The organism is Simiaoa sunii (genome assembly GCF_014337175.1).
Lineage (GTDB): Bacteria > Bacillota > Clostridia > Lachnospirales > Lachnospiraceae > Acetatifactor > Acetatifactor intestinalis.
Window position 1 is genome coordinate 3,304,112 of record NZ_CP060633.1, and the last position, 23,587, is coordinate 3,327,698.

Sequence of the window (23,587 nt, forward strand, 5' to 3'; positions counted from 1 at the left end):
GTTTAAAATTGCTCATTATGTGATTATTTGCCCAAATTTGTTAGATATATTAATGATTTCCAAAATTTTTTTACTTTCCAGTAGATTTTTGGGAGACACTAAACTATAATAGAACATCATGGGATTTTAGTTGCAAAGATCCATAGAGAAAGGTGTCAGCAATGTACAAGATAGGTTTTGACAATGACAAATACCTCAGTCTGCAGTCTGAGAAGATCAAGGAGCGTATCGCGAAATTCGGCGGCAAGCTGTATCTGGAATTCGGCGGCAAGCTGTTTGATGATTATCACGCTTCCCGCGTTCTGCCCGGTTTCCATCCGGACAGCAAGATCAATATGCTGGCACAGCTGAAGGACGAAGCAGAAATCGTCATCGTCATTAATGCCGCAGATATCGAGAAGAACAAAGTCCGTTCCGATCTTGGCATTACCTATGATCTGGATGTGTTACGTCTGATCGATGCTTTCCGTGGCTATGGTCTGTATGTCGGCAGTGTATGTCTGACCCGCTTTGCCGGGCAGCCCAGTGCCATTGCTTATCAGAAAAAACTGGAGTCTCTGGGAATGAAGGTATACCGCCATTATTCCATTCCCGGATATCCTTCCAATATTCCGTTCATCGTAAGCGATGAAGGTTACGGTAAAAATGATTATATTGAGACATCCCGTTCTCTGGTAGTCGTTACTGCTCCCGGACCCGGAAGCGGCAAAATGGCTACCTGTCTCTCCCAGCTGTATCACGAATACAAGAGAGGCATCAAGGCTGGTTATGCCAAGTATGAGACTTTCCCGATCTGGAATATTCCGTTAAAGCATCCGGTGAACCTGGCTTATGAAGCCGCTACCGCAGACTTGAACGATGTTAATATGATCGATCCGTTCCATCTGGAAGCTTACGGTGAGACCACGATCAATTACAATCGTGACGTGGAGATCTTCCCCGTAGTCAGCGCTATGTTCGAAAAGATCATGGGCAGCTGTCCTTACAAGTCTCCTACTGACATGGGTGTCAATATGGCAGGCTTCGGTATTGTCGATGACGAAGCTGTCCGCGACGCCGCAAAACAGGAAATCATCCGCCGCTACTACCACACTCTGTGCCAAAAGCGCCAGGGTACCGCCGGTGACGACCAGATCTTAAAGCTTGAGCTTCTGATGAAGCAGGCAGGTGTCACCATCGACGATCGCGCAGTAGTCAGTGCAGCCAATATCAAAGCAGAGACCACCGGGGAACCGGCAGCTGCGATCCAGCTTCCGGACGGCAGAGTCCTCACCGGACGGACCAGTACTCTGCTGGGGGCTTCTTCCGCATTATTATTAAATGCCTTGAAGGCTCTGGCCGGCATTCCGGACGAAGTACAGCTGATCTCACCTACCGCCATCGGTCCTATCCAGGATCTGAAGACGAACTACCTGGGGAACCGCAATCCCCGTCTGCATACGGATGAAACATTGATCGCGCTTTCCATCTGTGCAGCTACGGATGATACTGCGAAGGCTGCTGTGGAGCAGTTGAAGAACCTGAAAGGTTCCGAAGTGCACTCCAGCGTGATCCTGTCCCAGATCGACATGAATACCTTCCGCAAGTTAGGTGTGAACCTGACATGCGAACCTCATTATCAGAACCAGAAGCTGTATCACAACTAAACATTTTGTCATTCTATTATAAATTATGGCAGTTATTGAGCGAAGGCGCTCCCCAAGGGGAGTTTCTCGCTCTTTTTATTTTATAAATTGTTTCTTGTATATCAAAAGGAGGAGAAAATTATGGCAGTAAAGTACGTGTTTGTGACCGGAGGAGTCGTATCCGGTCTGGGAAAAGGAATTACCGCAGCTTCCCTGGGAAGACTGTTAAAAGCAAGAGGTTACAGAGTAACCATGCAGAAATTCGATCCTTATATTAATATTGATCCCGGCACCATGAACCCGATCCAGCACGGCGAAGTATTCGTCACAGAGGATGGCACGGAGACTGACCTGGACCTGGGACATTATGAGCGTTTTATTGATGAGAATCTGGATAAAAATTCCAATGTCACCACCGGTAAGGTATACTGGTCCGTATTGCAGAAGGAGCGTCGTGGTGATTACGGCGGAGGTACTGTACAGGTCATCCCTCATATCACCAATGAGATCAAGAGCCGCTTTTACCGCAACTTTACCGATGATGAGACCCGTATCGCCATCATTGAGGTCGGCGGTACCGTAGGTGATATCGAGAGCCAGCCTTTCCTAGAGTCCATTCGTCAGTTCCAGCATGAGGTGGGCCATGATAATGCCATTCTGATCCATGTAACGCTGATTCCTTATCTAAGTGCTTCTCAGGAACTGAAGACCAAGCCTACCCAGGCCAGTGTTAAGGATCTGCAGGGCATGGGCATCCAGCCGGATATCATCGTCTGCAGAAGTGAGCATCCTCTGGATCAGTCCATCAAGGACAAGATTGCTCTGTTCTGTAACGTACCTCAGAGTCATGTATTGCAGAACCTGGATGTGGAATATCTGTATGAGGCTCCGTTAGCTATGGAAAAAGAGCATCTGGCACAGGTAGCCTGTGAATGTCTGCATCTGGATTGTCCGGAACCGGATCTGACAGACTGGAAGAAGATGGTGGAGGACCTGCGTCATCCCACCGATGAAGTGCAGATCGCTCTGGTCGGAAAATATGTCTCTCTGCATGATGCCTATATCAGTGTCGTAGAGGCGCTGAAGCATGGCGGTATCACCAATCATGCGACCGTACACATCAAATGGATCGACTCCGAGACAGTAACATCTGAAAATGTGGAAGAACTATTAGGTGACTGCAACGGTGTCCTGGTACCCGGTGGCTTCGGTTCCCGAGGTATCGAAGGCAAGATCCTGGCGATTCAGTATGCAAGAACTCATGGAGTTCCCTTCCTGGGACTGTGTCTGGGAATGCAGTTGACGATCGTAGAATATGCAAGAAATGTCATCGGGTATACGGATGCCCACAGTGTGGAACTGGATCCTAACACCACACATCCTGTGATCGCTCTGATGCCGGATCAGAACGGCGTCGAGGATATCGGCGGTACCTTAAGACTGGGTGCATACCCTTGTGTACTGGATAAGGATTCCCGTGCTTACCAGCTCTACGGACAGGAGAACATCTCCGAGAGACATCGTCATCGTTACGAGGTCAACAACGATTATCGTGCCGTCCTCACTGAACACGGTCTGCGTCTGTCCGGATTGTCCCCTGACGGACGTATCGTGGAAATGTGCGAGCTTACCGAGCATCCCTTCTTCGTAGCCACCCAGGGACACCCCGAGCTCAAGTCCAGACCCAACAGACCCCATCCGTTATTTAAGGGATTCGTGGAAGCAGCTTTGGAGAATAAGCACCGGAAATAAATTGAAAGTTTACGAAAACATAGCCGCGCATAGGCAAAATAAGAACCGTGATTGGGAGCTTGCTCACAAATCACGGTTTTTACTTTTGGCGTGATGCGGCGAACGCCGCGATATGAAATAAGATTGGCAGCGCCTTTTGCTGACAATCTTATGAATAGCGAGGCTCATTGCGGAGAACTGCCAATAAATGTGGAACGCCCTTTGCAACACATTTATGAATTGAGTGCATGGCTCGTAACGTAGGGTTGCCATAAAACCGACGAACTCCCGGAGCATGCGATACACATGTCTCGATGTAAGGTCTCCGGATGTGAATTTTCTACGAAAAGTGATGAGTGGTTCTCGTCATGACGGGGTCGCCTACAGTCGACATCCATGTCGACAATCGGCTGACGCGGACATCGTGTCCGCTTTCCCCCTGTCTTTCAGCACTTTTCAAGAAAATATCAATACCCTCCGACAAACATCTTCGACATGGCACCGCATGCTTCGGGAGTTCTGCGTTTTGAAAAGCTTTCAAAAAACCAGTAGCCATCTTGCTATTGCTTTGATGGAAATCGTATCAAAATAGCAAAATCCGTACAAAAAAACTTCTAAATCAAACATTTTTGTACGGATTTTATGATTTTTTCCATTTCAGCGAAAATAAGCTCTTATAAAAACCCAAAATCTCCTGTTTTTTTATTTTTTCAGCAAAAAATAGCGATTTTAATACAAAAAAGCTTGCCTCTTTACACACAAATTTAGACTTGACTCGTCGCTCAACCAAACTTACTCTTAATTCTACTAAAACATGCGAAAAAGCAGGGAAAAGTAAAATTTCCGCCTTAGAAACACATTATTTTTACTATAAATGTATCAAAAGATCTATTACGTAAAAAAGCGCTTCCTAAGAAGCCTATTTTTTATCATTTCGCAAATACATCAAAATTCCATGGATCACTCTACCAAGGCATGCTCCTATCACCGCCCCGGCAATGGTGATTCCCAGTATTTCCACATAGCGAAATCTGTTTGCCGAAAATGCCCATACGCATGCTACGATGCCGCACAAAACGATCAATCCGATATAGATATCTTTTGTACTCTTATTCTCCCTCGAACTCCCGGACGGCATCGCATCATTTCCCACCAATTCATCAATGCTTATGTCGAATTGCTTTGATAAGAGAATTAATTGCTCCGGATTCGGCGCCGTCTCTCCTAATTCCCAATTTGATATGGTCTGCCTTGTAACATTAATTTTTTCTGCCAGCTTCTCCTGCGAAAGCCCCTTCTTTTTTCTTAAGGTCTGAATATTGTTTCCTAACTGCATCCGTCACCTCTCCTTTCGCAGGAAGTATAGCACGCTATCGCCATGCAGCGCTATCAACATCTCCGGGAATTTGCGCAAAGGAACTTAACATTTCCGCAAACCTCAGAGTTTCTACTGATTTACCGATTTCTCCGGTATTCGGCATTGTCCATATATTCCGAATGTTCCTATGTACCATTTTCAGGATCGCTGCCACAAAATTGCTACTACCAAAAACATAATTGCAAAACCAAATTCAATCACTGTCGTGAACCTGATTCTTCTCTTCAAAACACATACTCCCGGATGTTTTGAATGAATATAGATGGGATAAGTGTTCCCTTCTGTCATCCTCCGCAGCAGGCGATAGGGTACTGTCAATGTGGTCTGCTCATGGTAAGCCGTGCCGTTACAGACATATTCAAACACCGGTGCATAGCTGGTAATCCCATAGCGTCCGGGGTAGCTGTTATATCCGCAATAGATAGCTTCTATCTTCTGATTGCAGCAAAATACAGCATAGATATCATTCACACCCAGTAAAAACAGAAACAATCCAAACACGCTCATAATCAGCAGCGCCTCGAGAGCTTCATTCCCTACAAACAAAATAACAAATGATGTGATGGCAAAACCAGCAAATGTCAGGATGATGTCCAGACATATAAAAGGTACAACCTTATATCTCTTATTTTTTATAATGATAACGGTAGATACTCCAAACAATAATGTCAATATGTATACCAGAGCTTCCATTACCATATCCCTCTCCTCCGATCCGATAAGCAAAATTTATGAATTTTTCATTACCCAGGCAAATGCCTTCGCAGTCCGCAGGCCCGGATCTCTGAAATGATTCCCCGGATTCCATTCCAGCGTACTGCGGATCCCACACTGTTGCAGCCACGCATGTGCCTCCCGGATGCAGTCACCCACAGTAGCCATAACAAGATTTCTGGTCTTTTCCTCTTTGTCCCCCAGGCTTAAGTAAACTGCCCGACTCTGATTCTCGTGCTCTTTCACATAGGGTAGAAACCCGGGGAACCACACCGAGGGCGATGCCGCCGCTATCCCCGCAAACCGATCCGTCTGATAAGATGCCCACAGAGAAAACAACCCTGCAAGAGAATATCCTCCAAGATAATAAGTTTTACTTTCATCCGAGCATAAACGCAAAATTTCTTCTAGCAACGAGGCTGCACCCTCGCCAAAATCCTCATTTCCGAATACCGCTGGTGCTTTCCACGGAGACAGATCGAGGTTCCAGTCATCCACTTTCACCGCAATCATTTGAAAATCCAATGCTGTCAGTTTCCGGATTTGTGCCACTTCGCCCTCTATTTCCGGAAGATCATGATCTCCCACGGGCTGGATCAAAACAATGGGAGCCTCCGGATTCCCATATTTATATTTAGTCATGCCGTCCTCTTTCTCTATCAAATATCCTTTTCTATCAAGTATCCATTCTATTTTATCAGTTTCAGAATCCTTTGCCTGTTATATCGCTGCATGATCACAAACATCATATCAAACATGGCCGCAAGGATCGATGTAATGATAAATGCCGGATATCCACCCAGCCAATGACCTGCCACAATCGGTACAAAGCTGAGCACTACGATCGTCTCATGCCCCAGTTCCGCCTGACATGTGACCTGCGCTATTTCCTCCCAGGTGTGTTGTCTCGGATCAAACAGGCTGGGATTATAGGTAGGCATGCGATTCTTCCATTTTTTCACATGCAGCTTTTCATATAATTTCATTTCAGATTTACTTACCTGATACCAGTGTTTTCTGTAATCTGCCCTGTTATGCATGATAGAATTGTAGATAAATGCTACCACCCATCGCATGATAAAATGATAAGCAGTGGTTCCAAAGGTAATGGCAATCGTCAGCCAGATTTCTAACAAAGTTTTTTGATATAAAATACCCGTGACAATGGTTCCGATCAGGAACACGACAGGCGCTGCCTTTAAGAATTTTATCATAGGTCATTCTCCGTTTTTTCCAATTTCATATACCCATTTTCTTAATGAGTTTTGAATAAATATGTTCCACGAACCATGGTTCCGTAGATTTCTCCAAAGCATCTTCCAGAGAGAACCACATCACTCCACTGTTCTCATCGGCTTTTACGGATACCTGCTCTTCCGAATCTGCCTCCAGTAAATACGTGATATTCAGATGCAAATGGCTGGACACATAGTTCCCTTTTTTCACATGTCCGTCCACCGTCAGAGATTCCAGAGAAAAAATCTCCTCTGATACCGGTCTCACATTGGAAATTCCCGCCTCCTCCTTCACTTCCCGGATGGCAACGGACAGCAGATCCGTCTCCCCATCCGCATGTCCTCCCATCCAGGACCAGGAATTATAAATATTATGATATACCATAAGCACTTTGCTTCTGTCCTTATTTACCACCCAGGCAGAAGCCGTAATATGCGCAACTGTATTTTCTCTGGAAAATGCGTTCTCATTGTTACTGATCCATCCCAGAATCAAAGCTTTGTCCTTTTCTTCCTGTTCATTGAATGGGGGATAGTTTTCTATTTGTCTGATGGAATCCTCACGTGTCATTTGGTTATCTCCCTATTTTCAAACAGCCGGTCAATCTCCTGCCAGTCCTTGCATCTCACAAATCTGTCATTGGGAAGCTCTGCCCGGCTGTTCCATGGTCGGTCGAACACGGCTATCCTGCAGTTGTCAAAATGCATTACATGCTCAAATGCCGCCGGAGAATCCTCTACCGCAAAATCAAAGGTCATGTTGTAAAGTTCCGCCAATGTCATATTATATCTATAATCCTGTTTCGCTGTTTCGCGCCCGTATTTGTCTACGCAGAACAAGGGAACTCTTTCCAGATGATGTTCATCAAGCCATTGCCTCGATGGTTCGTAGGAATTAAACGGCCTTCCGGTAATGATAAAAACCTCGTGTCCCTGATCCACCCACTTATTAATTGCTTCGGAAGCCCCCGGCGTCTCCTCGTAATTCAGCAGATTTTCCGGCAAATGCCCCACTTTCATCAGAGCTTCATACTGCTCATCATTTAAATCAAATGATTTCTGCAAATTGAAAAACTGAACCTGCCGGTAAGGGACATCAATGCCGAACAGTTCTTTTGCGATTTTCGTAAAATATTCGGCGGTTTCACATAGTACATCATCAAAATCTATGTAGATTTTCATTGCTTCTCTTCTCCTAATAACCCCGGCAGTTTCTATCAGCTCCCTGCTCTTTTTACAAAGAATTTCCACGCTGCCATACCATTACATAGTCTTTTTCCCCGGTAACTTCATCCAATCCTTCTCGTTGGATTTCAAAACCTTCTCGTTGATAAAAGTGAATTGCACGTGTATTCTTTTGGTAAACATTTAAGTATAATTTCGTCTTTTTTTCTTTTACAAAATTCAACAGAAGCTTACCTATACCCTGCGACTGCATTTCATCACGAACAAAAATGCCTTCCATATATTCATCATTTAACCCTATAAAGCCTTCTATCTGGCAGTCATTCTCATACACATAGACCTCTGCCTGTGGCAACATTTCTTTCACTAAATCAATATTATCTTTCCAATATTGCCCCGGAATAAAATAATGTGCTTTTAAGTTGGTATCTAACCATATATCAACAACTCGTTCGATATCTGCTTTTTGTAATACTCTGATCATACTTCTTCAAACACCCTGTTCTGCTACAATTTACAAAACCACCTCGAAGATCGTCCCTCCGGATGGATTAGACTTCACCGTAATACTGCCATCATGCACTCTTACAATTTCACGGACCAGGGCAAGTCCCAGTCCTACTCCACCAAGCTCCCGGCTTCTGGATTTATCCACCCGGAAAAACGGTTCAAACACGCGCTCCTTAAGTTCCTCAGGAATTCCGGTTCCCGTATCCTTCACTGACAGATATACATGTTTTTCCTTCCGTTCTGCGGTTACTGTGACCTGCCCGCCCGAATGATTATATTTTATGGCATTCTCAACAAGATTGTATACCAGCCGGTAAATAAGGATGTCACTTCCGACCATCGTTATATCCTTACACTTTCCGATCAGTCTTATATTTTTTCCCTCTGCGAGAGGTTCCAGATCCTCCAATACCTCATCCACCAGAGCATCTAAGATAATTTCATCATCCCTTCCTACCGTCTGAAGTTCACTCATGTCGAGAAGTGTCTTTACCATTTTGTTGAGTCTGTCGTTCTGTTCGGTAACCATCTTTATCATCTGTACCGTTTCTGCATCATTGTCCGGATGTCTGTTGGAATGATACAGATCAAGCTGTACCTGCATCAGGGCTAATGGAGTACGAAGCTCATGAGCTGCATTTGCAGTAAATTGTCTCTGTATCTCAAATGCATCCGAGAGACGTTCCAGCATCCGGTTATACGAAACGCTAAGCTGGTTCAGTTCCTTCACCTGGTTTTCTTCTATCCGTGAATCTGCCAGATTTTGTGCCTGTACCTTTTCGATCTTGTCAGAAAACTCTCTGAGCGGTCTGAGTGCATGCCCACTTATAAAATAGGTAGCCACTCCACCCAGAAGAGCCAATACTGCTGAAATGATCAAGCTGTTTTTCCTGTAATCCGCCTTATTATTATAGACCTGGACAGAAAAGTCATTGGCGAACTCATCCCACTTGTCCTCCGGAATGCTGATATATATTTCCTCCGCGTCGTCCGGCTGATCATCTCCCCGTGTATCCACAGCCTCTTGCAGGGAATCCATATAATACACACCGTTTCTATAGACAAGCATCGTCACGCATCCACATATCACCGCTATATATAATGTAATGATGCAGGTAAGTCTCCACTGTAGCGACATTTTTTTCATCTATCGGACTCCTCTCGTATTTTATACCCTTCTCCCACCTTGTTCAGAATCGGATCATATCCCAGCACAGCCTTAAGCTTTTTTCTAAGGGAAGACATGTGTACTCTGATCGCTCCGCTAAAGCTATCCACAGATGCATCCCAGACATGCTCCATCAATTCCTCCTGGCTTACCGGTCTGCCCATGTTCAGAAGCAGATATTCCAGAATACCATTTTCTTTTCTTGTCAGGGTTACCATTTCTCCTTTTGCATAAGCCTCACGCCTTACGGTATCAAACTTTATCTCACCGCTTTCCAGACATACATCCTTCTGTACAAACTTCCTTCTGGTCAGGCTTCTGATACGTGCCTCAAGCTCCTGTAAATGGAAGGGTTTTTCCATATAATCATTTGCCCCTGCATCCAGCGCCTCAACCTTATCCGCTATCTGCCCTCTTGCAGATAATATAAGAACCTTCGTCTCCTCATTTTCCTGCCTGAGTTCCTTCAGGATCTCCATTCCATCCATGCCGGGCAGATTCAGATCAAGAACGACCAGATCATAGTTCTCCGTCAGGATACCTGCAAGAGCTTCTTCCCCATCATAGCAGGTATCCACCTCATATCCTGCGTCATACAGACTTTTTGCAACTGTATCACATATTTCTTTTTCATCCTCAACAATGAATAATCTCAAAATTTCTTCCCCTCCCTTAACAAAGATTTTACAACAATCATTGTATAATAGCGAAGTCAGCTGGTCAATAAATACCACGATCGAAAGGAGTAACAATAACTTGAAGTGCAGAAAAATATCTCAGATCGTTCTGCTCGTCACCGGGATCACTATGATCGGCTACGGTGCAGTCAGAGGCGAAGCTGCTGTCGTGCTTGGTAAAGCAATAAAATTATGTCTGGAGTGTGTCGGAATTGGATAAGAGAAAAAAATCACTGTCAGGGCAGACAGCCGGGATACGCGGATGGATACAGGCTGCTGCCACACTGCTTACTAATATTCACATCCCTAATCTTTTTAAGGGCAAAATATATCAGGGAAACGCTAAGACCGTATGTGTACCGGGATTAAACTGTTATTCCTGTCCTGCTGCCACGGGAGCGTGCCCCATTGGCGCATTTCAGGCGGTGATCGGATCCTCCCGATTTAAATTTTCATATTATGTCACGGGATTTTTTATTTTACTGGGTGTGACACTTGGAAGATTTATATGTGGTTTTTTGTGTCCGTTTGGATGGTTTCAGGATTTACTTCATAAAATCCCGGGGAAAAAATTTTCCACAGCAGGACTGAAGCCGCTAAGATATCTGAAATATATGATTCTTATCGTTTTCGTTATCCTTCTGCCGCTGCTCGTAACGAACTCTATAGGAATGGGCGACCCTTTTTTCTGTAAATATATTTGTCCACAAGGCGTTCTGGAGGGAGCTATCCCGCTTTCTCTGGGAAATGCAGCCATACGGTCCGCACTTGGAAAACTCTTTTCTTTTAAATGCTTTATTTTGATCACAGTTGTCGTGTTAAGTATTTTATTTTACAGACCCTTCTGCAAATGGATCTGTCCTCTTGGCGCGATCTACTCACTGTTTAATAAGGTCAGTCTTCTTAATATTAAGGTGGAGGACAGCAAATGTATCGGTTGTGGTCAATGTTCAAGGGTATGTAAAATGGATGTGGATGTGTGCAAGCATCCAGACCATCCGGAATGCATACGGTGCGGAGCCTGCATCAAGGCTTGTCCCAAGGATGCGATCCACTACCGGTTTATGGGAAAATAATCTTATTACGATTACTCAAAGGAGAATTTAATCATGAAAACAAACAAAAAATTGCTTACTATTTTAACACTCTGCATAGCTTTATTGCTTACAGCCTGCGGCACAACAGATGCTGCCGGCACGGACAAAACCAATGAGTCTCTGACGGAAACCGGCACAGTATCCACAGACAGCTCCAACACTGCACTAAATGATCTGTATCAGCAGGAGAACCAGATTTTTGCAGATCATGAGGCTGTATGGAACAAGGTATTCGGCATGATGAGCAAAAGTAATGCTGATCCCAGCGCAAATTATGCTGATTATCTGGCTGATACCGTCGAAGCAAACAAGGACTCCTTTACAGAGGATGAATTGAAAACACTTACGGAAGATATGGAAACCATACGGAAGATCGAAGAACAGATCGCAGAACTGGAACAGGGAACTACCACATCCGATCATACTGCTCCGGAAAACAATTCCGAAGCTGCCTCTCCCTTCCGGAATTTCTCCGGTCAGGATTTTGACGGTAATTCTGTCGATGAAAGCCTGTTTTCCGGCAATGCAGTAACCGTCGTTAATTTCTGGTTTACCGGCTGTAAGCCCTGTGTTGCTGAGTTGTCTAAGCTGGACGAATTAAACAATACGCTCAAAACAATGGGCGGCGAAGTCATCGGCATCAATACCGAAACCTTCGACGGCAATGAAGCTGCCATGAAAGAAGCTGCCGCCGTTCTTGAAAGCCAGGGTGCAAAGTACCGCAATATTTCCATTGACTCTGCTTCCGATGCTGGTAAATATGCCTCTGATATTATGGCATTTCCTACAACCATACTTGTCGATAGAAATGGAAATATTGTAGGGGATCCGATCCTTGGGGGAATTGATAACCAGGATAACTATGACTCTCTGATGCAGCAGATTCAATCGGTAATTGATGCAGACAGTGCAAACCAATAAAGCAGAACACCCCCTAAGATTTCTTCATTCACCTGTTGACACCGGCAATTCTTTTTGATATTATTTATCAAGAATTGAATATTCCATGAGGGAGTAGTTAGCACGAAGGTGTGATTTGTCAACATTCTGATTATAATTTTAGAGTATAATCTGGCAAATCTTAAATAATGAGACTCATGTATATCTATTAATGGTCTGTGTATAATACACACTGGCTGATAATCGATATACATGAGTCTTTTTTATCTCTGGCGATACTTATCATCGCACAGCTTTCGGCTGACAACACTATAATGGATCACGCAAAGGAGAAAAACATGGAGAAACTTATTAACAACGCCCCGTTTGCCCTTGTTCTTGTATTCCTTGTAATCGGTTTTATACTGCTTATTAAGGGTGCAGACTTTTTCGTAGAAGGAAGCTCAAGTGTAGCGAAGAGACTGCATGTTCCGTCTATCATTATCGGACTTACCATCGTAGCAATGGGAACCTCTCTCCCGGAGACAGCGGTCAGTGTATCGGCTTCCCTTGCAGGCAATAATGAGCTTGCGGTCAGTAATGTCGTCGGTTCCAATATCTTTAATCTGATGGTCGTGATCGGCGTATGTGCAATGATCGCCACCGTAGAGGTTGCGCGGGAAACTATCAGGAGAGACATCCCACTTTCCCTGATCTGCGCCGGTCTTTTACTGCTTTTGGGAACCATCGGACTGGGTGATCAGGCCAAAATGACACTGGGACATTTCGATGGTGTAATATTCATAGGTCTGTTTGCCGGATACATCTTCTACATGGTAAAGATTGCCCTAAAGGCAAATAAAGAAGGCAAAAAAGTGGAGATTGAGGGCGGTTCCGATGAAGAGATCAAGCTGATCTCCGTGCCGCTTAGCATTATTTTTATTATCGGTGGTGCTGCTGCGATCGCCTTCGGTGGGGATCTCACTGTCGATGCTGCATCCAGAATCGCAAGCGACCTGGGAATGACGCAGACACTGATCGGACTTACCATCGTTTCCATCGGCACATCTCTTCCGGAGCTTGTGACTTCCATCGTTGCAGCCAGAAAGAATGAAGTCGATATGGCCCTGGGTAATGCCATCGGTTCCAATATATTCAATATTCTGATGGTTCTGGGTATTGCTTCCGCGATCAGCCCCATCAGCATCATTACGGAAAACATCATTGATCTGTGTGTACTGATCGCATTTACTGTGTGTGTATGGATCTTCGCAGGAAGCAAAAAGAAAATCGGAAGAGTCGAAGGCTTCTGTATGGTGGCTCTTTACGCAGCATATGCGGTTTATATCATAATCAGATAAATGAGGGCCGTACAAATGATATTGTTTTTTAAGGTATTTCTCACGGAATTCATCGCAGAGATGGGCGACAAGACACAGCTTATGCTGATCGCCCTTACTTCGAAATACAAATTAAGAGATATTATATTGGGAACCGCTGCCGCAATCCTGGTGCTGAACGGCCTGGCCGTTCTCGCCGGCGGGCTGGTCAGCGAATGCATCCCTGCCTGGCTCATCAAAGTCATTGCTGCACTTGCATTTCTGTATTTTGCCGCATCCACACTTGGAGGTAGCAATGAGGAGGAAGAGGAAGGCAGCGACAGATCTAAGATCCGGTTCGCACCGCTTGCGGTTTTCTGTACCTTTTTCGTAGCCGAGCTTGGAGACAAGACGCAGCTTACCGCCATCACCTTTGGTGCCAATGAAGGTATGAGTTCCGCACTGATCGTATGGCTCGGCTGTTCTCTGGGACTGTTTTTAGCAGACATCCTGGGAATGCTTTTAGGCTATCTGTTAAAGAGCAAGACACCGGAAGGGCTGCTCAATACTCTCGCCTTCGTCATCTTCTCTGTATTCGGCGTCTTCACACTGTATCAGGGACTGAAGCTCATCAGTACAGATATCCGTTCCATACCGGTACTGCCGATACTGATCGCTGCAATGATTGCTTTTGCCGGTATCTGTGTGCACCTGTTCTTAAAAAAAGAGAAAAAAACACGGGGAGCAAACTAAAAACGGCTCCCCCATTCTATGCTTATTCCCCGGCATTCCCCGCCTTGCTGTGCTTGTGTCTCTTGCGCACTTCTCTGGCGTGATCTCTGCGGGCGGCGATAGCTTCTGCCTCTTCCTTAGGGATCAGCTTTGTGGTCTTGACAATATATACACCTCCGTCATATGCCTTGCGTACCCGGATCTTGCCCTTGAGATAGCCGTGCTTCTCACAATAAGCCACGCAGTAATAATGCCTGCCGTTAGCGCTGAACCATTTGATCTTCTTGCGCAGGTTACGATGGCAGAGATAACATTTACTGGACACCACTTCCTTATCTGCGAAGGCTTCTGTCTTGTCCTTGAATTCCCTGGAAATATATTTTACATAGGTATCAAACTGCGCTTTGACTTCATCCCTGCGGTCCTTCGGAGGACAGAAGGTATCGTAGGACAGGTTCACCACTACCTCCGGGTGCTCCTCCAGGATCCGGATCAGGATCTTTGCCGTATAGTAGGCATCACTGAACGCCCGGTGGAAGGGAATATCCTTCTCAATATGCAGAAAATCGATGGCATATTCCAGATTTCTGCGGATCTTGCGCTCCTCATAGGCAATGGCGAACAGCTTCTGCACATCCAGATAAGGCAGCGGTCCCGGTGCCAGAAGCGGCATCTCATAATATGCCATATTCCGCTGTAACTCCGTAAGGTCTAACGTCCCCCAGGTACAGAACAGCTGCTCCTCCTGTCCGCACCATCTGACAAAATCTCCTCCAACCTCAGGGAACGGTCTCCCACGCTCCAGCTCCTGCATCTGAATATGAATCAGTTTGCTGGTGATCTTGTGCATCTCATGGTAGACCTGTGGCTTGATCAGTTCATTGAATTCGCTGACCATGACACGTTCTTTATTCAGTTTGATGGCACCGATCTCTATGATTTCAAAAGGCAGCTTCTCCACAGCATCCTCTTTGCCGGTGTTACTCTGATTCCATTCCAGATCCAGAACGATATATTCCATACGTTCCTCCATATTTTGATGTCGGGGTCAAAAGCCCCCGACTTTGATGCCTGCGGATTGCTCCGTGCTACGCACTCCCACAATCCTACCCAATATTCGCATATCGTGGGATTATCATCCCACTTTTATGCTCATATCGGGGCGGGTCCTAAGGTCTTTCACCCACCTATGAGCAAGCTCATGTGGGCTTAGACCTTTTGACCCTGGCATCATATTTTGTAACTATTAACAGGGGTTATAAATGTCTTACAGTCTTGGCAGTGCGATATCCAATACCTCTTCATGCCAGCAGTGGTCTCCCTCTCTGACATCGTGGATCGGATATTCCTCTTTTCCGTACAGGCTATAAGCCTTCCGTACAATATCTAGCTGCTCCGTCACATTCACCAATCCTCTGGGACCGTTCAGATGGTCATCCCGGCAGGACTGGACCGCCAGCGGTCTCGGCGCAATGAGCGATGCAATATCTCCCATATCAAAGTGTTCCCACAGATGGGGAACATAATTACAGCTGCAATTTCCGTTGAGTAATAACAACGCGTCACGATATCCATAGAGATATCCGCTGATGATACATTTTTTCACACGGTCATCCAAAGCAGAGACCCACAGCGTCTGCATACCACCGCCGGAAAATCCCATGACTCCCAAGTCCTCAGTATCCCATTCGCCACGCTCATATACATAATCGATCAGCCGGGAAGCGTCCCAGGTGCACATACCTGCCACGGTCTCTCCCAAAGGCTCCGCCATATGTGCCAGATGAAAACAGGTACTGGTCAGGAAGGATTTCTCATCGGTTCCTTTCTGCAATGCCTCATCCCTGCGTTCTCCGAAGCCTCTGCAATCCGGACAGATTGCCACATAACCACGCTTCGCCAGCTGCATGCCGTAATCATAATGGTAGAATTCGATCATCCGTTTTACCGCGGGAATATCATCACGACCTGCCACGCTGAATTTGCCTGCACCCTGATGTCCCGGAAGGGCAAGAAAACATTTCTGCTTCTCTTCGTTCTGCTTCGGCGGGATCAGGATATACATAGGCATATATACTTCCGGCTCTACCTGAATGATCACTTTTTCCCGACGAATGCCGTTCTCCAGCTCCACGACTTCTTCCACGCGTGGGTCCAGATCACAGGACTCCATGTATTTCCACCCCAGGAGGTCTTTTAATGTCTCTCTGGAAGTCTCCTTCCAGGCTTCCCATTCCTCTCTGGTGGACCCTGTGAACGCATCCTGTCTTGCATATTTATCAAATTTGTCCTGCATTCCCTTCAGACTTCCGTAGAAATGAGGGATCTGAATGATCGTATCTGCCTGTTCCATGACTGCTCCTTGCGTTTTTTATTTTCTCTTATTGCTATTCTTACCATTCTCTGCCCTGCGCGTGCAGCCCGTCTTCCACATCTCCTGCAAAAAGGCTCTCCAGCCAGGTGTGTGCCAGCCGGATCCATGAGGTGCATTCCTCCTGTACCGCTCTGCCATCATTGGTCTCTGTCAGCTTATTTGCCAGTGCCAGCCCGTGCGCTCCCTTTTCATACATATGGAATTCCGTGGGCACTCCGGCTCTGCGGAGAGCGCTGACGAACAGCAGGGAATTCTCCACCGGTACCGACTGATCCGCAAAGGTATGCCAGATGAAGGTCTTCGGCACTTTACTTGTTACCTGTTTCTCCAGGGACAGCTTCTCTCCCAGTTCTTCCTGTCTGCTGCCTAACAGATTCTCAAAAGATCCTCTGTGGGCAAACTCTCCGGAAGTGATGACCGGATAGCATAACAGCAGTCCGTCCGGACGCAGCAGCTCATGCTCGGAAGCGGAAAGTCCCTGACTCTCTGCCAGAAAATCTTCATCCCAAAACACCCCAAGGCTGGCTGCCAGGTGTCCTCCCGCAGAGCAGCCTTCCACTACGATCTTATGGGGATCAATGTGCCACTCTTTCGCGTGCTCCCGCAGGAATTTGATGCTGTAAGCCAGTTCCTTTAAGGAAGTGGGATATTCCGCCGGTGCGCAGGAATAGCGCAGCACTGCCGCATGGTATCCCATCGCCAGGAATTTCAGTGCCATGGGTTCTGCCTCTCTGTCGGAGGTTCTGGTATAGCCGCCTCCCGGGCACAACAGGATCAGAGGTCTGTCGTTAATTGCCATTGCATCCGAATACTCCTGAATATAGGTAACTAAATTTGCTCCCGGCAGGGAACCCTCCTGATGCAGTTCGAATGTATGATAGATCATCTTTTTCCTCATTTCTGAGCATTATCATTGAAAAATAAGGCGCAGACCATGTAGCAATACTACCGGCCTGCGTCTTCCTCTGCCTTATTAATATTATCATAACTATCCAGAATCGCATTCACTCTGAATAGTTATATATATCTTAGTATGCTCTTCCCCAGTATACCATCTTTTTCGCAGGTTTTCCACAACATACGCAGGTATCTGCGATCTGTTCCTGTTCAAAAGGCATGCAGCGGCTGGTAACAGCAAGCTTTTCCTTGATCTGATCTTCACATTCCCGGCATCCGCACCACATAGCCTTGACAAATCCGGACTTCTCATTGAAGATCTGCTCGAACTCTTCCATGTTGTGTGCTACGTAGGTATGGCTGTCGCGATGTGCTCTAGCTCTCTCAAGCATTTCCTTCTGCATAGTCTCCAGGATCTCGGCTGCCTTGGTCTCCAGCTCCTCCAGAGCCACCTCGGTCTTCTCTCTGGTATCACGGCGGCAGATCACACACTTGCCTGCTTCGATATCCTTAGGACCGATCTCCACACGGATCGGATAACCTCTCATCTCAGCCTCTGCGAACTTGAAGCCGGGGGTCTTGTCGCTGTCATCTACCTTGACACGGAAATCCTTCGCCAGACGGTCTCTCAGTTCATACGCCTTGTCGAGAACGCCTTCCTTTTTCTGCATAACGGGTACAATGCAGATCTGGATGGGTGCCACACGGGGAGGGATCACCAAGCCTTCGTTATCACCGTGTACCATGATCAGTGCACCGATCAGACGGGTGGTCATACCCCAAGAGGTCTGATGTACATATTTTAAAGTATTGTCCTTGTCTGCGAACTGGATGCCGAAAGCCTTGGCGAAACCGTCACCGAAGTTATGGCTGGTACCGGACTGCAGTGCCTTGCCGTCATGCATCAGTGCTTCTACCGTATAGGTTGCAATTGCACCTGCGAATTTCTCCTTCTCGGTCTTCTGTCCCTTGATCGCGGGGATAGCCAGAACCTCCTCCAGGAACTTCGCATATACATTCAGCATCTGCAATGTTCTCTCCTGAGATTCTTCTGCGGTAGCATGTGCGGTATGTCCTTCCTGCCACAGGAACTCTCTGGAACGCAGGAAAGGTCTGGTCTCCTTCTCCCAACGTACCACGGAACACCACTGATTGTATACCTTAGGCAGGTCTCTGTAGGAATGGATGTCATTCTTATAGAAATCACAGAACAGGGTCTCTGAAGTAGGTCTGACACAGAGTCTCTCGGGAAGCTCGTTTAATCCTCCCTGGGTAACCCATGCTACTTCGGGTGCGAAACCTTCTACATGATCCTTCTCCTTGTCTAACAGGGACTCAGGAATGAACATGGGAAGATATACATTCTGTACTCCGACTGCTTTGAAACGTGCATCCAGCTCCTTCTGGATCAGTTCCCAGATTGCATAGCCCGCGGGCTTGATCACCATACATCCCTTGACACTGGTGTAATCACACAGCTCTGCCTTCTTCACTACATCGGTATACCACTGGGCGAAATCTTCTTCCATGGAAGTGATCGCTTCTACCATTTTCTTGTCTGCCATTTTTTCTCTCCTTTTCTTTTTCTGAAAATAAACTGCTAATACGATCTACGGAAACGAAAAACGCCGGGTCATCGCTCCCGAAAAAGGGACCGATCACTCGGCGGTACCACCCTGATTGATACAAATATGTATCCTGCTCTGTCACCGTTAACGCCGGTTCTACGCTGTGCTTCGCCGCTTCCAGGTACATTGCGTCTCGCACAGGACTCCAAGGGAGGTTTCCGATCCTCTGTCATAAGGGGTTCCCAGCCGCACGTCAACGTGTCCTTCCCCTCTCTCTGGGATGCTTTCCGATCGTACTAATCCTTTTCATCGTCATTGTCGTATGCAAGTAATTGTAGTGCATGCTTCCGGGATTTGTCAAGGTTCTTTCCCTATTCCAGTCCTAATTTTTTCCGGATGCTGTCGGCTGCGATATTCCAGTCGCCCATTTCTTCGTATGCCGCATCCATTTTTTCTTTTTCTCTGGCAGCACGTTCGGTATCGCCGGTCTGAAGAAATGCCTTATACATGGACGCCGCCTCAAAATATCTTGCCACACCATAGCATTCCTTTTTCGTTCCGGACAGCAAGCCGCCGTACACCATGTCCTCGTGATAATTTACTAACAGGTAGGCATAATTTTCATTTTGCACATTATTCTCCATCCAGTTGGTCTTCGCAGGACGGGAAAAGGCGTCGTTTAATTGCCGGAACATATGAATGGTTCCCCAAAACAATACCAGACACAGGGCTATGATCACCAGATTCATCACAAGCAGCGCGCCTCTCTGCTTCTGTACCTGTTTCAGCTTACTCTTCAGATTTACCATAACCCATCACCTCACCTTTTTCTTCCAAAAATAAGATTTTTTGTGCATTTGACATCGTACCAAAATTCTCTGCCTCTTCCGGTGTCATGTCAAAATAGGTCTGCAGCAGTGCCTTCACATTCTCTTCCATCCGGAGAATGGCTTCCTTCTGCTCCTCCGGCAGTTCCCGATATTGTTTTGCCCTATAATCATTATCTACAGGATGCAGAATCCTTTCCAGCTGCTCGTAATAATCCGAAATATCTTCATACAGGCCGGGAAGTATGGATACATTGCCGGAGTTGATAGTAACTGCCTTCATCAGACTTTCATAAAAGTAACGATACGCTCCGCTGGCTTCCATGAGTAGCTGATATTTTTCATAACTATTATTACTGCTATAAGGCCGGATGTAATGCCTGTCGCAAAAAGCTGATAAACCTATGTAATCCTCATCTTCCAGATATTGTTCCATCTGTTTCATATAGCTGCCCTGCCGGATCCCTGCATCAAACTGCAGCAAGCCTCTGTGGATGCTCCAGCTACGGGCAGATACTACAAACACCACCACACACAGGATCACCAGCACTGTGATGATTATCATATGTGACATGATCTCCGTATTTTTCTCCGTCACTTCATAGACATCGCTTTTGGTATCCTCAAAGTTGCTCTTGTAATGCTCCATGTCCTTGACATGCTGTGCGGCTTCTTCATTCGGTCTTCCGCAATGCGGACAATATGCCTGCTCCAGTGTCAGGTTACCCCCACAATATTTACATTTCATCATTGCTTTTATGATCCTTTCCTATTCGTTATGCTTCGTAATGTATTCTTTGCAATCCTCATATCTGGGATAACCGTAATTATTTCGCAGACTATCCTCGAATTTTTTCTCTTCTTCTGCGGTAAACGTATAACGGTCTGCCAGACTGTTCAGGGTTGCTTCCACATAAGGACGGATATACTCTTTGTCTTCCTCCGACATTCCTCTACTGTATTCCAGTCCCCGCAGGATCCAGTAATCATCTAAAAGCTGTGTCTCCTGATAATCGCGAAGTGTCTCTCCACTCTGTTCCAGCGCCAGATATTCTCTCGCATTTCGGCAGCTCATGAGCCTCGTGAAAATACCGCTATGCTCCCATCTGCCGATCGTTCTGTCCTCTATGACAGCCTGTTCATAAAATTCTGTCAGTCCTTCGAAGTCCTGCTCCCGGTATAACCGGTCCAGAACCGGGAAGTTTTCTTTTTCCCACAGATAATCCGCTCTGGCATCCCTGGGTTCTATATACTGTGCCCGGAACACAATTACCGCAAGAATCGCTGCCAACGCTGCCAATAGGATCAGAAGCTTAATCACAAATTTCTGTTTCTTTTTCAGTTTTTTCTTCAGTTCCTTCTCCGGTACCTGCTCTAACTGCTGCATATCCTGCCGCATGCTTTCCAGCTTCCCCAGATATTCCGCTTCGGCGCCCTTGTAATTCAAGCTTCCGCAATAGGGACACTTTGGAAGGGTATCCTCGAATTCCGCTCCGCAGGAACTACAAATGATCTTTTTTACTTCCGTATCTGCCATGATAGGATTCTCTCCTTGATCCGGGCTGATTGCCCTACTACTCATGTTCTTTATTTCTCGCAACATGTAAATTTATTTTATCATACAACACTAAAAAGCATCTTGCAATCCAGGAAACACTTTTTTACATACCTTGAGGTTTTTGTCGCTTTCCTGTAAAATAGACTCAGTTGGAGGACTTTCCTGCAGTTCATCTTCTGCAGGCTGCTGAAAGGAATGTATTTTGATATGTACGAGAACAGTTTTCTGGATCCGGCCTATATTACGCCGGAAGAACAACAGATCTTAGACGGCGACATTGCCGTTCAGAAGAATCTTTACACCAGCAAACAGGATTTTGTGGTGGAGAGCAATAAATTTTTAGAGCATTCCGAGGATGATATTACGCTGCGGCGCCACACCCGCTTTGTGGATTTCCCGAAGCATAAGCATGACTATGTGGAGATTTTCTATTGTCTCTCCGGTTCTGTCACGCATGTCATAAATGAGGAAGAGATCCGCCTCCGCCCCGGAGAGCTGTTATTCATGAACCAACATATCGAACACGCCGTTATAGCGTGTGGGCAGGAAGATCTAGGCATTAATATCATCATCCGCCCGGCATATTTTCAGAATATCCTCACATTGATCAACAAAGACAACATTCTGGCTGACTTTATCATCAATGCTCTGGAAAGTGACAGCTGTGTCGGGCAGTATCTGTACTTTACGGTCTCCGACAATCCCTGTATCCAGAATCTGATCCACAATGCCGTATTTTTATTATTGCAGCAGCCTCAGAACTGGCACAAGCTCTCGGAGCATACCTTTGCCCTGCTGTTCATGCACATCTTAAGCAATGCGGAAAATATTTTATTAGACCAAAAGGACGAGCAGAGCAATGTCCTGATGGTGGTAGTACGCAGATACCTGGCGGAGCATTACGACACCGGAACGCTTCACGGGCTGGCGGCACAGATCGGGTATACTCCATCCTCCCTGAGCCGTATGATCAAAAAATATTCCGGCACCACCTTCAAAGAAATACAGACAAAGCAGCGCATGCGGGTCGCTATGAATCAGCTGTCCCACACGGCGCTGCCGGTGTCTGAGATTGCCCTGTCCGTGGGCTATGAAAATCAGAATTTTTTCTACAAACAGTTCAAAAAAATGTATGACATGACGCCAAACGAAGCGCGTTTAAAATCTCGCCAATAGCATCAAGTATTTTATATATATAACGATTCGAGAATCCTTTGTGTATCTCTCGGATCGTTATTTTTCGTATAAAAACTCTTCGGGAAGGGTCACGCCGAAGTCCTTTGCCAGATGGCGGAAATCATCGGGAGTGATGGTCTGTCTCTTGCTCTGCTGCATGGACAGCATCTTCACCAGGATCTCTGCGGACTTTTCTACTGTATGCATCAGTCCGAAGGTCAGGTCGAAATCTTTTCCTGCAGCGAAGGTTCCGTGATGTGCCCAGATCGCCAGATCGTATTTCTTCATCAGCTCGGAGGTAGCCACAGCGATCTCTCTGCCGCCCGGTACCATCCAGGGCACTACGCCCACGCCATCCGGGAATACTACGGGACACTCGGTTGCCATCTCCCACAGCTCTCTGGTGAATACCTTATCCTCCAGAGGCAGGACGAAGGTCAGTGCGATAATATTAGTGGTATGTGCATGATATACCACACGATAATCCGGATCCTGTAACTTCTTCACTTCCAGATTCATCAGGTGGCTGGGAAGCTCAGAGGTCGGTCTGCCGCCGTTTACCAGTCCCCATACGATACGGTAATTCTCACCCTTGTCATCCAGCTCGATCATGCAGATGGAATCTTCCGGCTTGATGCTGACATTGCGGAAATATTTGCCGCTGCCGGTCACCAGGAAATACTCTCCTGCCAGTGCGGGTACGGTGGTGCCGATGGGCTGGAACTCCTTCGGCTCGAAGTTCTCCTTTACCAGCTCTACCTCTTCCGGCTTCACACGGTAGGACAGGTTACCTCCGTTACGCTCGTGCCATCCCTGCTGCCATCCATCATCTGCCATTCTGATAAATCCCTGTACAAATTCTGCATCTAAAAATTTCATGATAATACCTAACCTTTCCATTGCCTGTGAACTCCCGCCCACAGGCATAATTTTTCAA

General features: G+C 46.3%; 25 protein-coding genes and 1 other annotated feature. Of the genes, 8 read left to right on the forward strand and 17 right to left on the reverse strand.

Annotation, left to right across the window (positions count from 1 at the left end; all coding sequences use genetic code 11):
- Positions 1-161 precede the first annotated feature (161 nt).
- Positions 162-1,646, forward strand: coding sequence for a DUF1846 domain-containing protein (locus H9Q77_RS15295; RefSeq protein ID WP_118692836.1), 1,485 nt, complete (start codon positions 162-164; stop codon positions 1,644-1,646).
- Between the two features lie 120 nt (positions 1,647-1,766).
- Complete coding sequence (locus H9Q77_RS15300; RefSeq protein WP_249326112.1) at positions 1,767-3,377, forward strand: CTP synthase; 1,611 nt, start codon at positions 1,767-1,769, stop codon at positions 3,375-3,377.
- A gap of 898 nt (positions 3,378-4,275) precedes the next feature.
- Here the strand turns inward: H9Q77_RS15300 and H9Q77_RS15305 are convergent.
- From H9Q77_RS15305 to H9Q77_RS15345, 9 genes are all read right to left on the reverse strand, one after another.
- Positions 4,276-4,692 (reverse strand): helix-turn-helix domain-containing protein, encoded by a 417-nt coding sequence (locus H9Q77_RS15305; protein WP_249326113.1) that lies wholly within the window; start codon positions 4,690-4,692, stop codon positions 4,276-4,278.
- A 180-nt stretch (positions 4,693-4,872) separates the two neighbouring features.
- On the reverse strand, positions 4,873-5,433 hold the full coding sequence (locus H9Q77_RS15310) for a hypothetical protein (protein WP_249326114.1): 561 nt from the start codon (positions 5,431-5,433) through the stop codon (positions 4,873-4,875).
- A gap of 30 nt (positions 5,434-5,463) precedes the next feature.
- Entirely contained in the window at positions 5,464-6,090 is a 627-nt protein-coding gene (locus H9Q77_RS15315; protein WP_249326115.1) for an esterase, read from the reverse strand.
- 47 nt (positions 6,091-6,137) lie between these two features.
- On the reverse strand, positions 6,138-6,662 hold the full coding sequence (locus H9Q77_RS15320; protein ID WP_022154563.1) for a glycosyl-4,4'-diaponeurosporenoate acyltransferase CrtO family protein: 525 nt from the start codon (positions 6,660-6,662) through the stop codon (positions 6,138-6,140).
- 25 nt (positions 6,663-6,687) lie between these two features.
- Complete coding sequence (locus H9Q77_RS15325) at positions 6,688-7,254, reverse strand: NUDIX hydrolase (RefSeq protein WP_249326116.1); 567 nt, start codon at positions 7,252-7,254, stop codon at positions 6,688-6,690.
- Positions 7,251-7,865 carry a 5' nucleotidase, NT5C type gene (locus tag H9Q77_RS15330; RefSeq protein WP_249326118.1) on the reverse strand — a complete coding sequence of 205 codons (615 nt, stop codon included), beginning with the start codon at positions 7,863-7,865 and terminating at the stop codon, positions 7,251-7,253. Before H9Q77_RS15330 ends, H9Q77_RS15325 begins: the two co-directional genes overlap by 4 nt.
- Positions 7,866-7,917: 52 nt before the next feature.
- Entirely contained in the window at positions 7,918-8,352 is a 435-nt protein-coding gene (locus H9Q77_RS15335; protein WP_249326120.1) for an N-acetyltransferase, read from the reverse strand.
- A gap of 30 nt (positions 8,353-8,382) precedes the next feature.
- Positions 8,383-9,525: a sensor histidine kinase gene (locus H9Q77_RS15340; protein WP_249326122.1), complete on the reverse strand. Its 1,143-nt coding sequence runs from the start codon at positions 9,523-9,525 to the stop codon at positions 8,383-8,385.
- Positions 9,522-10,202 (reverse strand): response regulator transcription factor, encoded by a 681-nt coding sequence (locus tag H9Q77_RS15345; RefSeq protein WP_249326124.1) that lies wholly within the window; start codon positions 10,200-10,202, stop codon positions 9,522-9,524. The genes H9Q77_RS15340 and H9Q77_RS15345 overlap by 4 nt, the downstream gene beginning before the upstream one ends.
- 100 nt (positions 10,203-10,302) lie before the next feature.
- Here H9Q77_RS15345 and H9Q77_RS15350 point away from each other — a divergent pair, with 100 nt between their 5' ends.
- From H9Q77_RS15350 to H9Q77_RS15370, 5 genes are all read left to right on the forward strand, one after another.
- A complete protein-coding gene (locus tag H9Q77_RS15350) occupies positions 10,303-10,443 on the forward strand; it encodes a CD1871A family CXXC motif-containing protein (RefSeq protein ID WP_117465104.1) in 141 nt (46 codons plus the stop codon).
- Entirely contained in the window at positions 10,436-11,299 is an 864-nt protein-coding gene (locus H9Q77_RS15355) for a 4Fe-4S binding protein (protein WP_249326126.1), read from the forward strand. The genes H9Q77_RS15350 and H9Q77_RS15355 overlap by 8 nt, the downstream gene beginning before the upstream one ends.
- A gap of 33 nt (positions 11,300-11,332) precedes the next feature.
- A complete protein-coding gene (locus H9Q77_RS15360) occupies positions 11,333-12,241 on the forward strand; it encodes a TlpA disulfide reductase family protein (RefSeq protein ID WP_249326128.1) in 909 nt (302 codons plus the stop codon).
- Positions 12,242-12,558: 317 nt separating this feature from the next.
- Positions 12,559-13,560, forward strand: a complete 1,002-nt coding sequence (locus H9Q77_RS15365; protein WP_249326131.1) for a calcium/sodium antiporter — start codon at positions 12,559-12,561, stop codon at positions 13,558-13,560.
- A 15-nt stretch (positions 13,561-13,575) separates the two neighbouring features.
- Positions 13,576-14,271: a TMEM165/GDT1 family protein gene (locus tag H9Q77_RS15370; RefSeq protein WP_118545428.1), complete on the forward strand. Its 696-nt coding sequence runs from the start codon at positions 13,576-13,578 to the stop codon at positions 14,269-14,271.
- Positions 14,272-14,293: 22 nt separating this feature from the next.
- On the opposite strand, the gene H9Q77_RS15375 is transcribed toward H9Q77_RS15370, so the two are convergent.
- The 7 genes from H9Q77_RS15375 to H9Q77_RS15405 all read right to left on the reverse strand — a co-directional run bounded on the left by H9Q77_RS15375 (position 14,294) and on the right by H9Q77_RS15405 (position 21,498).
- Positions 14,294-15,271 carry a 3'-5' exonuclease gene (locus tag H9Q77_RS15375; RefSeq protein WP_118545426.1) on the reverse strand — a complete coding sequence of 326 codons (978 nt, stop codon included), beginning with the start codon at positions 15,269-15,271 and terminating at the stop codon, positions 14,294-14,296.
- Between the two features lie 246 nt (positions 15,272-15,517).
- Positions 15,518-16,603 (reverse strand): alpha/beta hydrolase family protein, encoded by a 1,086-nt coding sequence (locus tag H9Q77_RS15380; protein ID WP_249326132.1) that lies wholly within the window; start codon positions 16,601-16,603, stop codon positions 15,518-15,520.
- A 40-nt stretch (positions 16,604-16,643) separates the two neighbouring features.
- Positions 16,644-17,510, reverse strand: a complete 867-nt coding sequence (locus H9Q77_RS15385; protein WP_249326133.1) for an alpha/beta hydrolase — start codon at positions 17,508-17,510, stop codon at positions 16,644-16,646.
- 142 nt (positions 17,511-17,652) lie between these two features.
- Entirely contained in the window at positions 17,653-19,086 is a 1,434-nt protein-coding gene (proS, locus tag H9Q77_RS15390) for a proline--tRNA ligase (RefSeq protein ID WP_022154547.1), read from the reverse strand.
- Positions 19,087-19,167: 81 nt separating this feature from the next.
- Positions 19,168-19,408, reverse strand: a binding site (T-box leader).
- A 52-nt stretch (positions 19,409-19,460) separates the two neighbouring features.
- Positions 19,461-19,898, reverse strand: a complete 438-nt coding sequence (locus tag H9Q77_RS15395) for a hypothetical protein (protein WP_249326134.1) — start codon at positions 19,896-19,898, stop codon at positions 19,461-19,463.
- Entirely contained in the window at positions 19,879-20,667 is a 789-nt protein-coding gene (locus tag H9Q77_RS15400) for a hypothetical protein (protein WP_118545420.1), read from the reverse strand. Before H9Q77_RS15400 ends, H9Q77_RS15395 begins: the two co-directional genes overlap by 20 nt.
- An 18-nt stretch (positions 20,668-20,685) precedes the next feature.
- The gene (locus tag H9Q77_RS15405) at positions 20,686-21,498 is read right to left on the reverse strand and encodes a hydrogenase maturation nickel metallochaperone HypA (RefSeq protein ID WP_249326135.1); all 813 of its coding nucleotides are present in this window, start codon (positions 21,496-21,498) and stop codon (positions 20,686-20,688) included.
- A gap of 183 nt (positions 21,499-21,681) precedes the next feature.
- On the opposite strand from H9Q77_RS15405, the gene H9Q77_RS15410 reads away from it, so the two are divergent.
- Positions 21,682-22,650 (forward strand): AraC family transcriptional regulator, encoded by a 969-nt coding sequence (locus H9Q77_RS15410; protein WP_249326136.1) that lies wholly within the window; start codon positions 21,682-21,684, stop codon positions 22,648-22,650.
- A gap of 57 nt (positions 22,651-22,707) precedes the next feature.
- Here the strand turns inward: H9Q77_RS15410 and rhaD are convergent, their stop codons facing one another.
- Complete coding sequence (rhaD, locus tag H9Q77_RS15415) at positions 22,708-23,529, reverse strand: rhamnulose-1-phosphate aldolase (RefSeq protein ID WP_118545466.1); 822 nt, start codon at positions 23,527-23,529, stop codon at positions 22,708-22,710.
- Between the last annotated feature and the right edge of the window lie 58 nt (positions 23,530-23,587).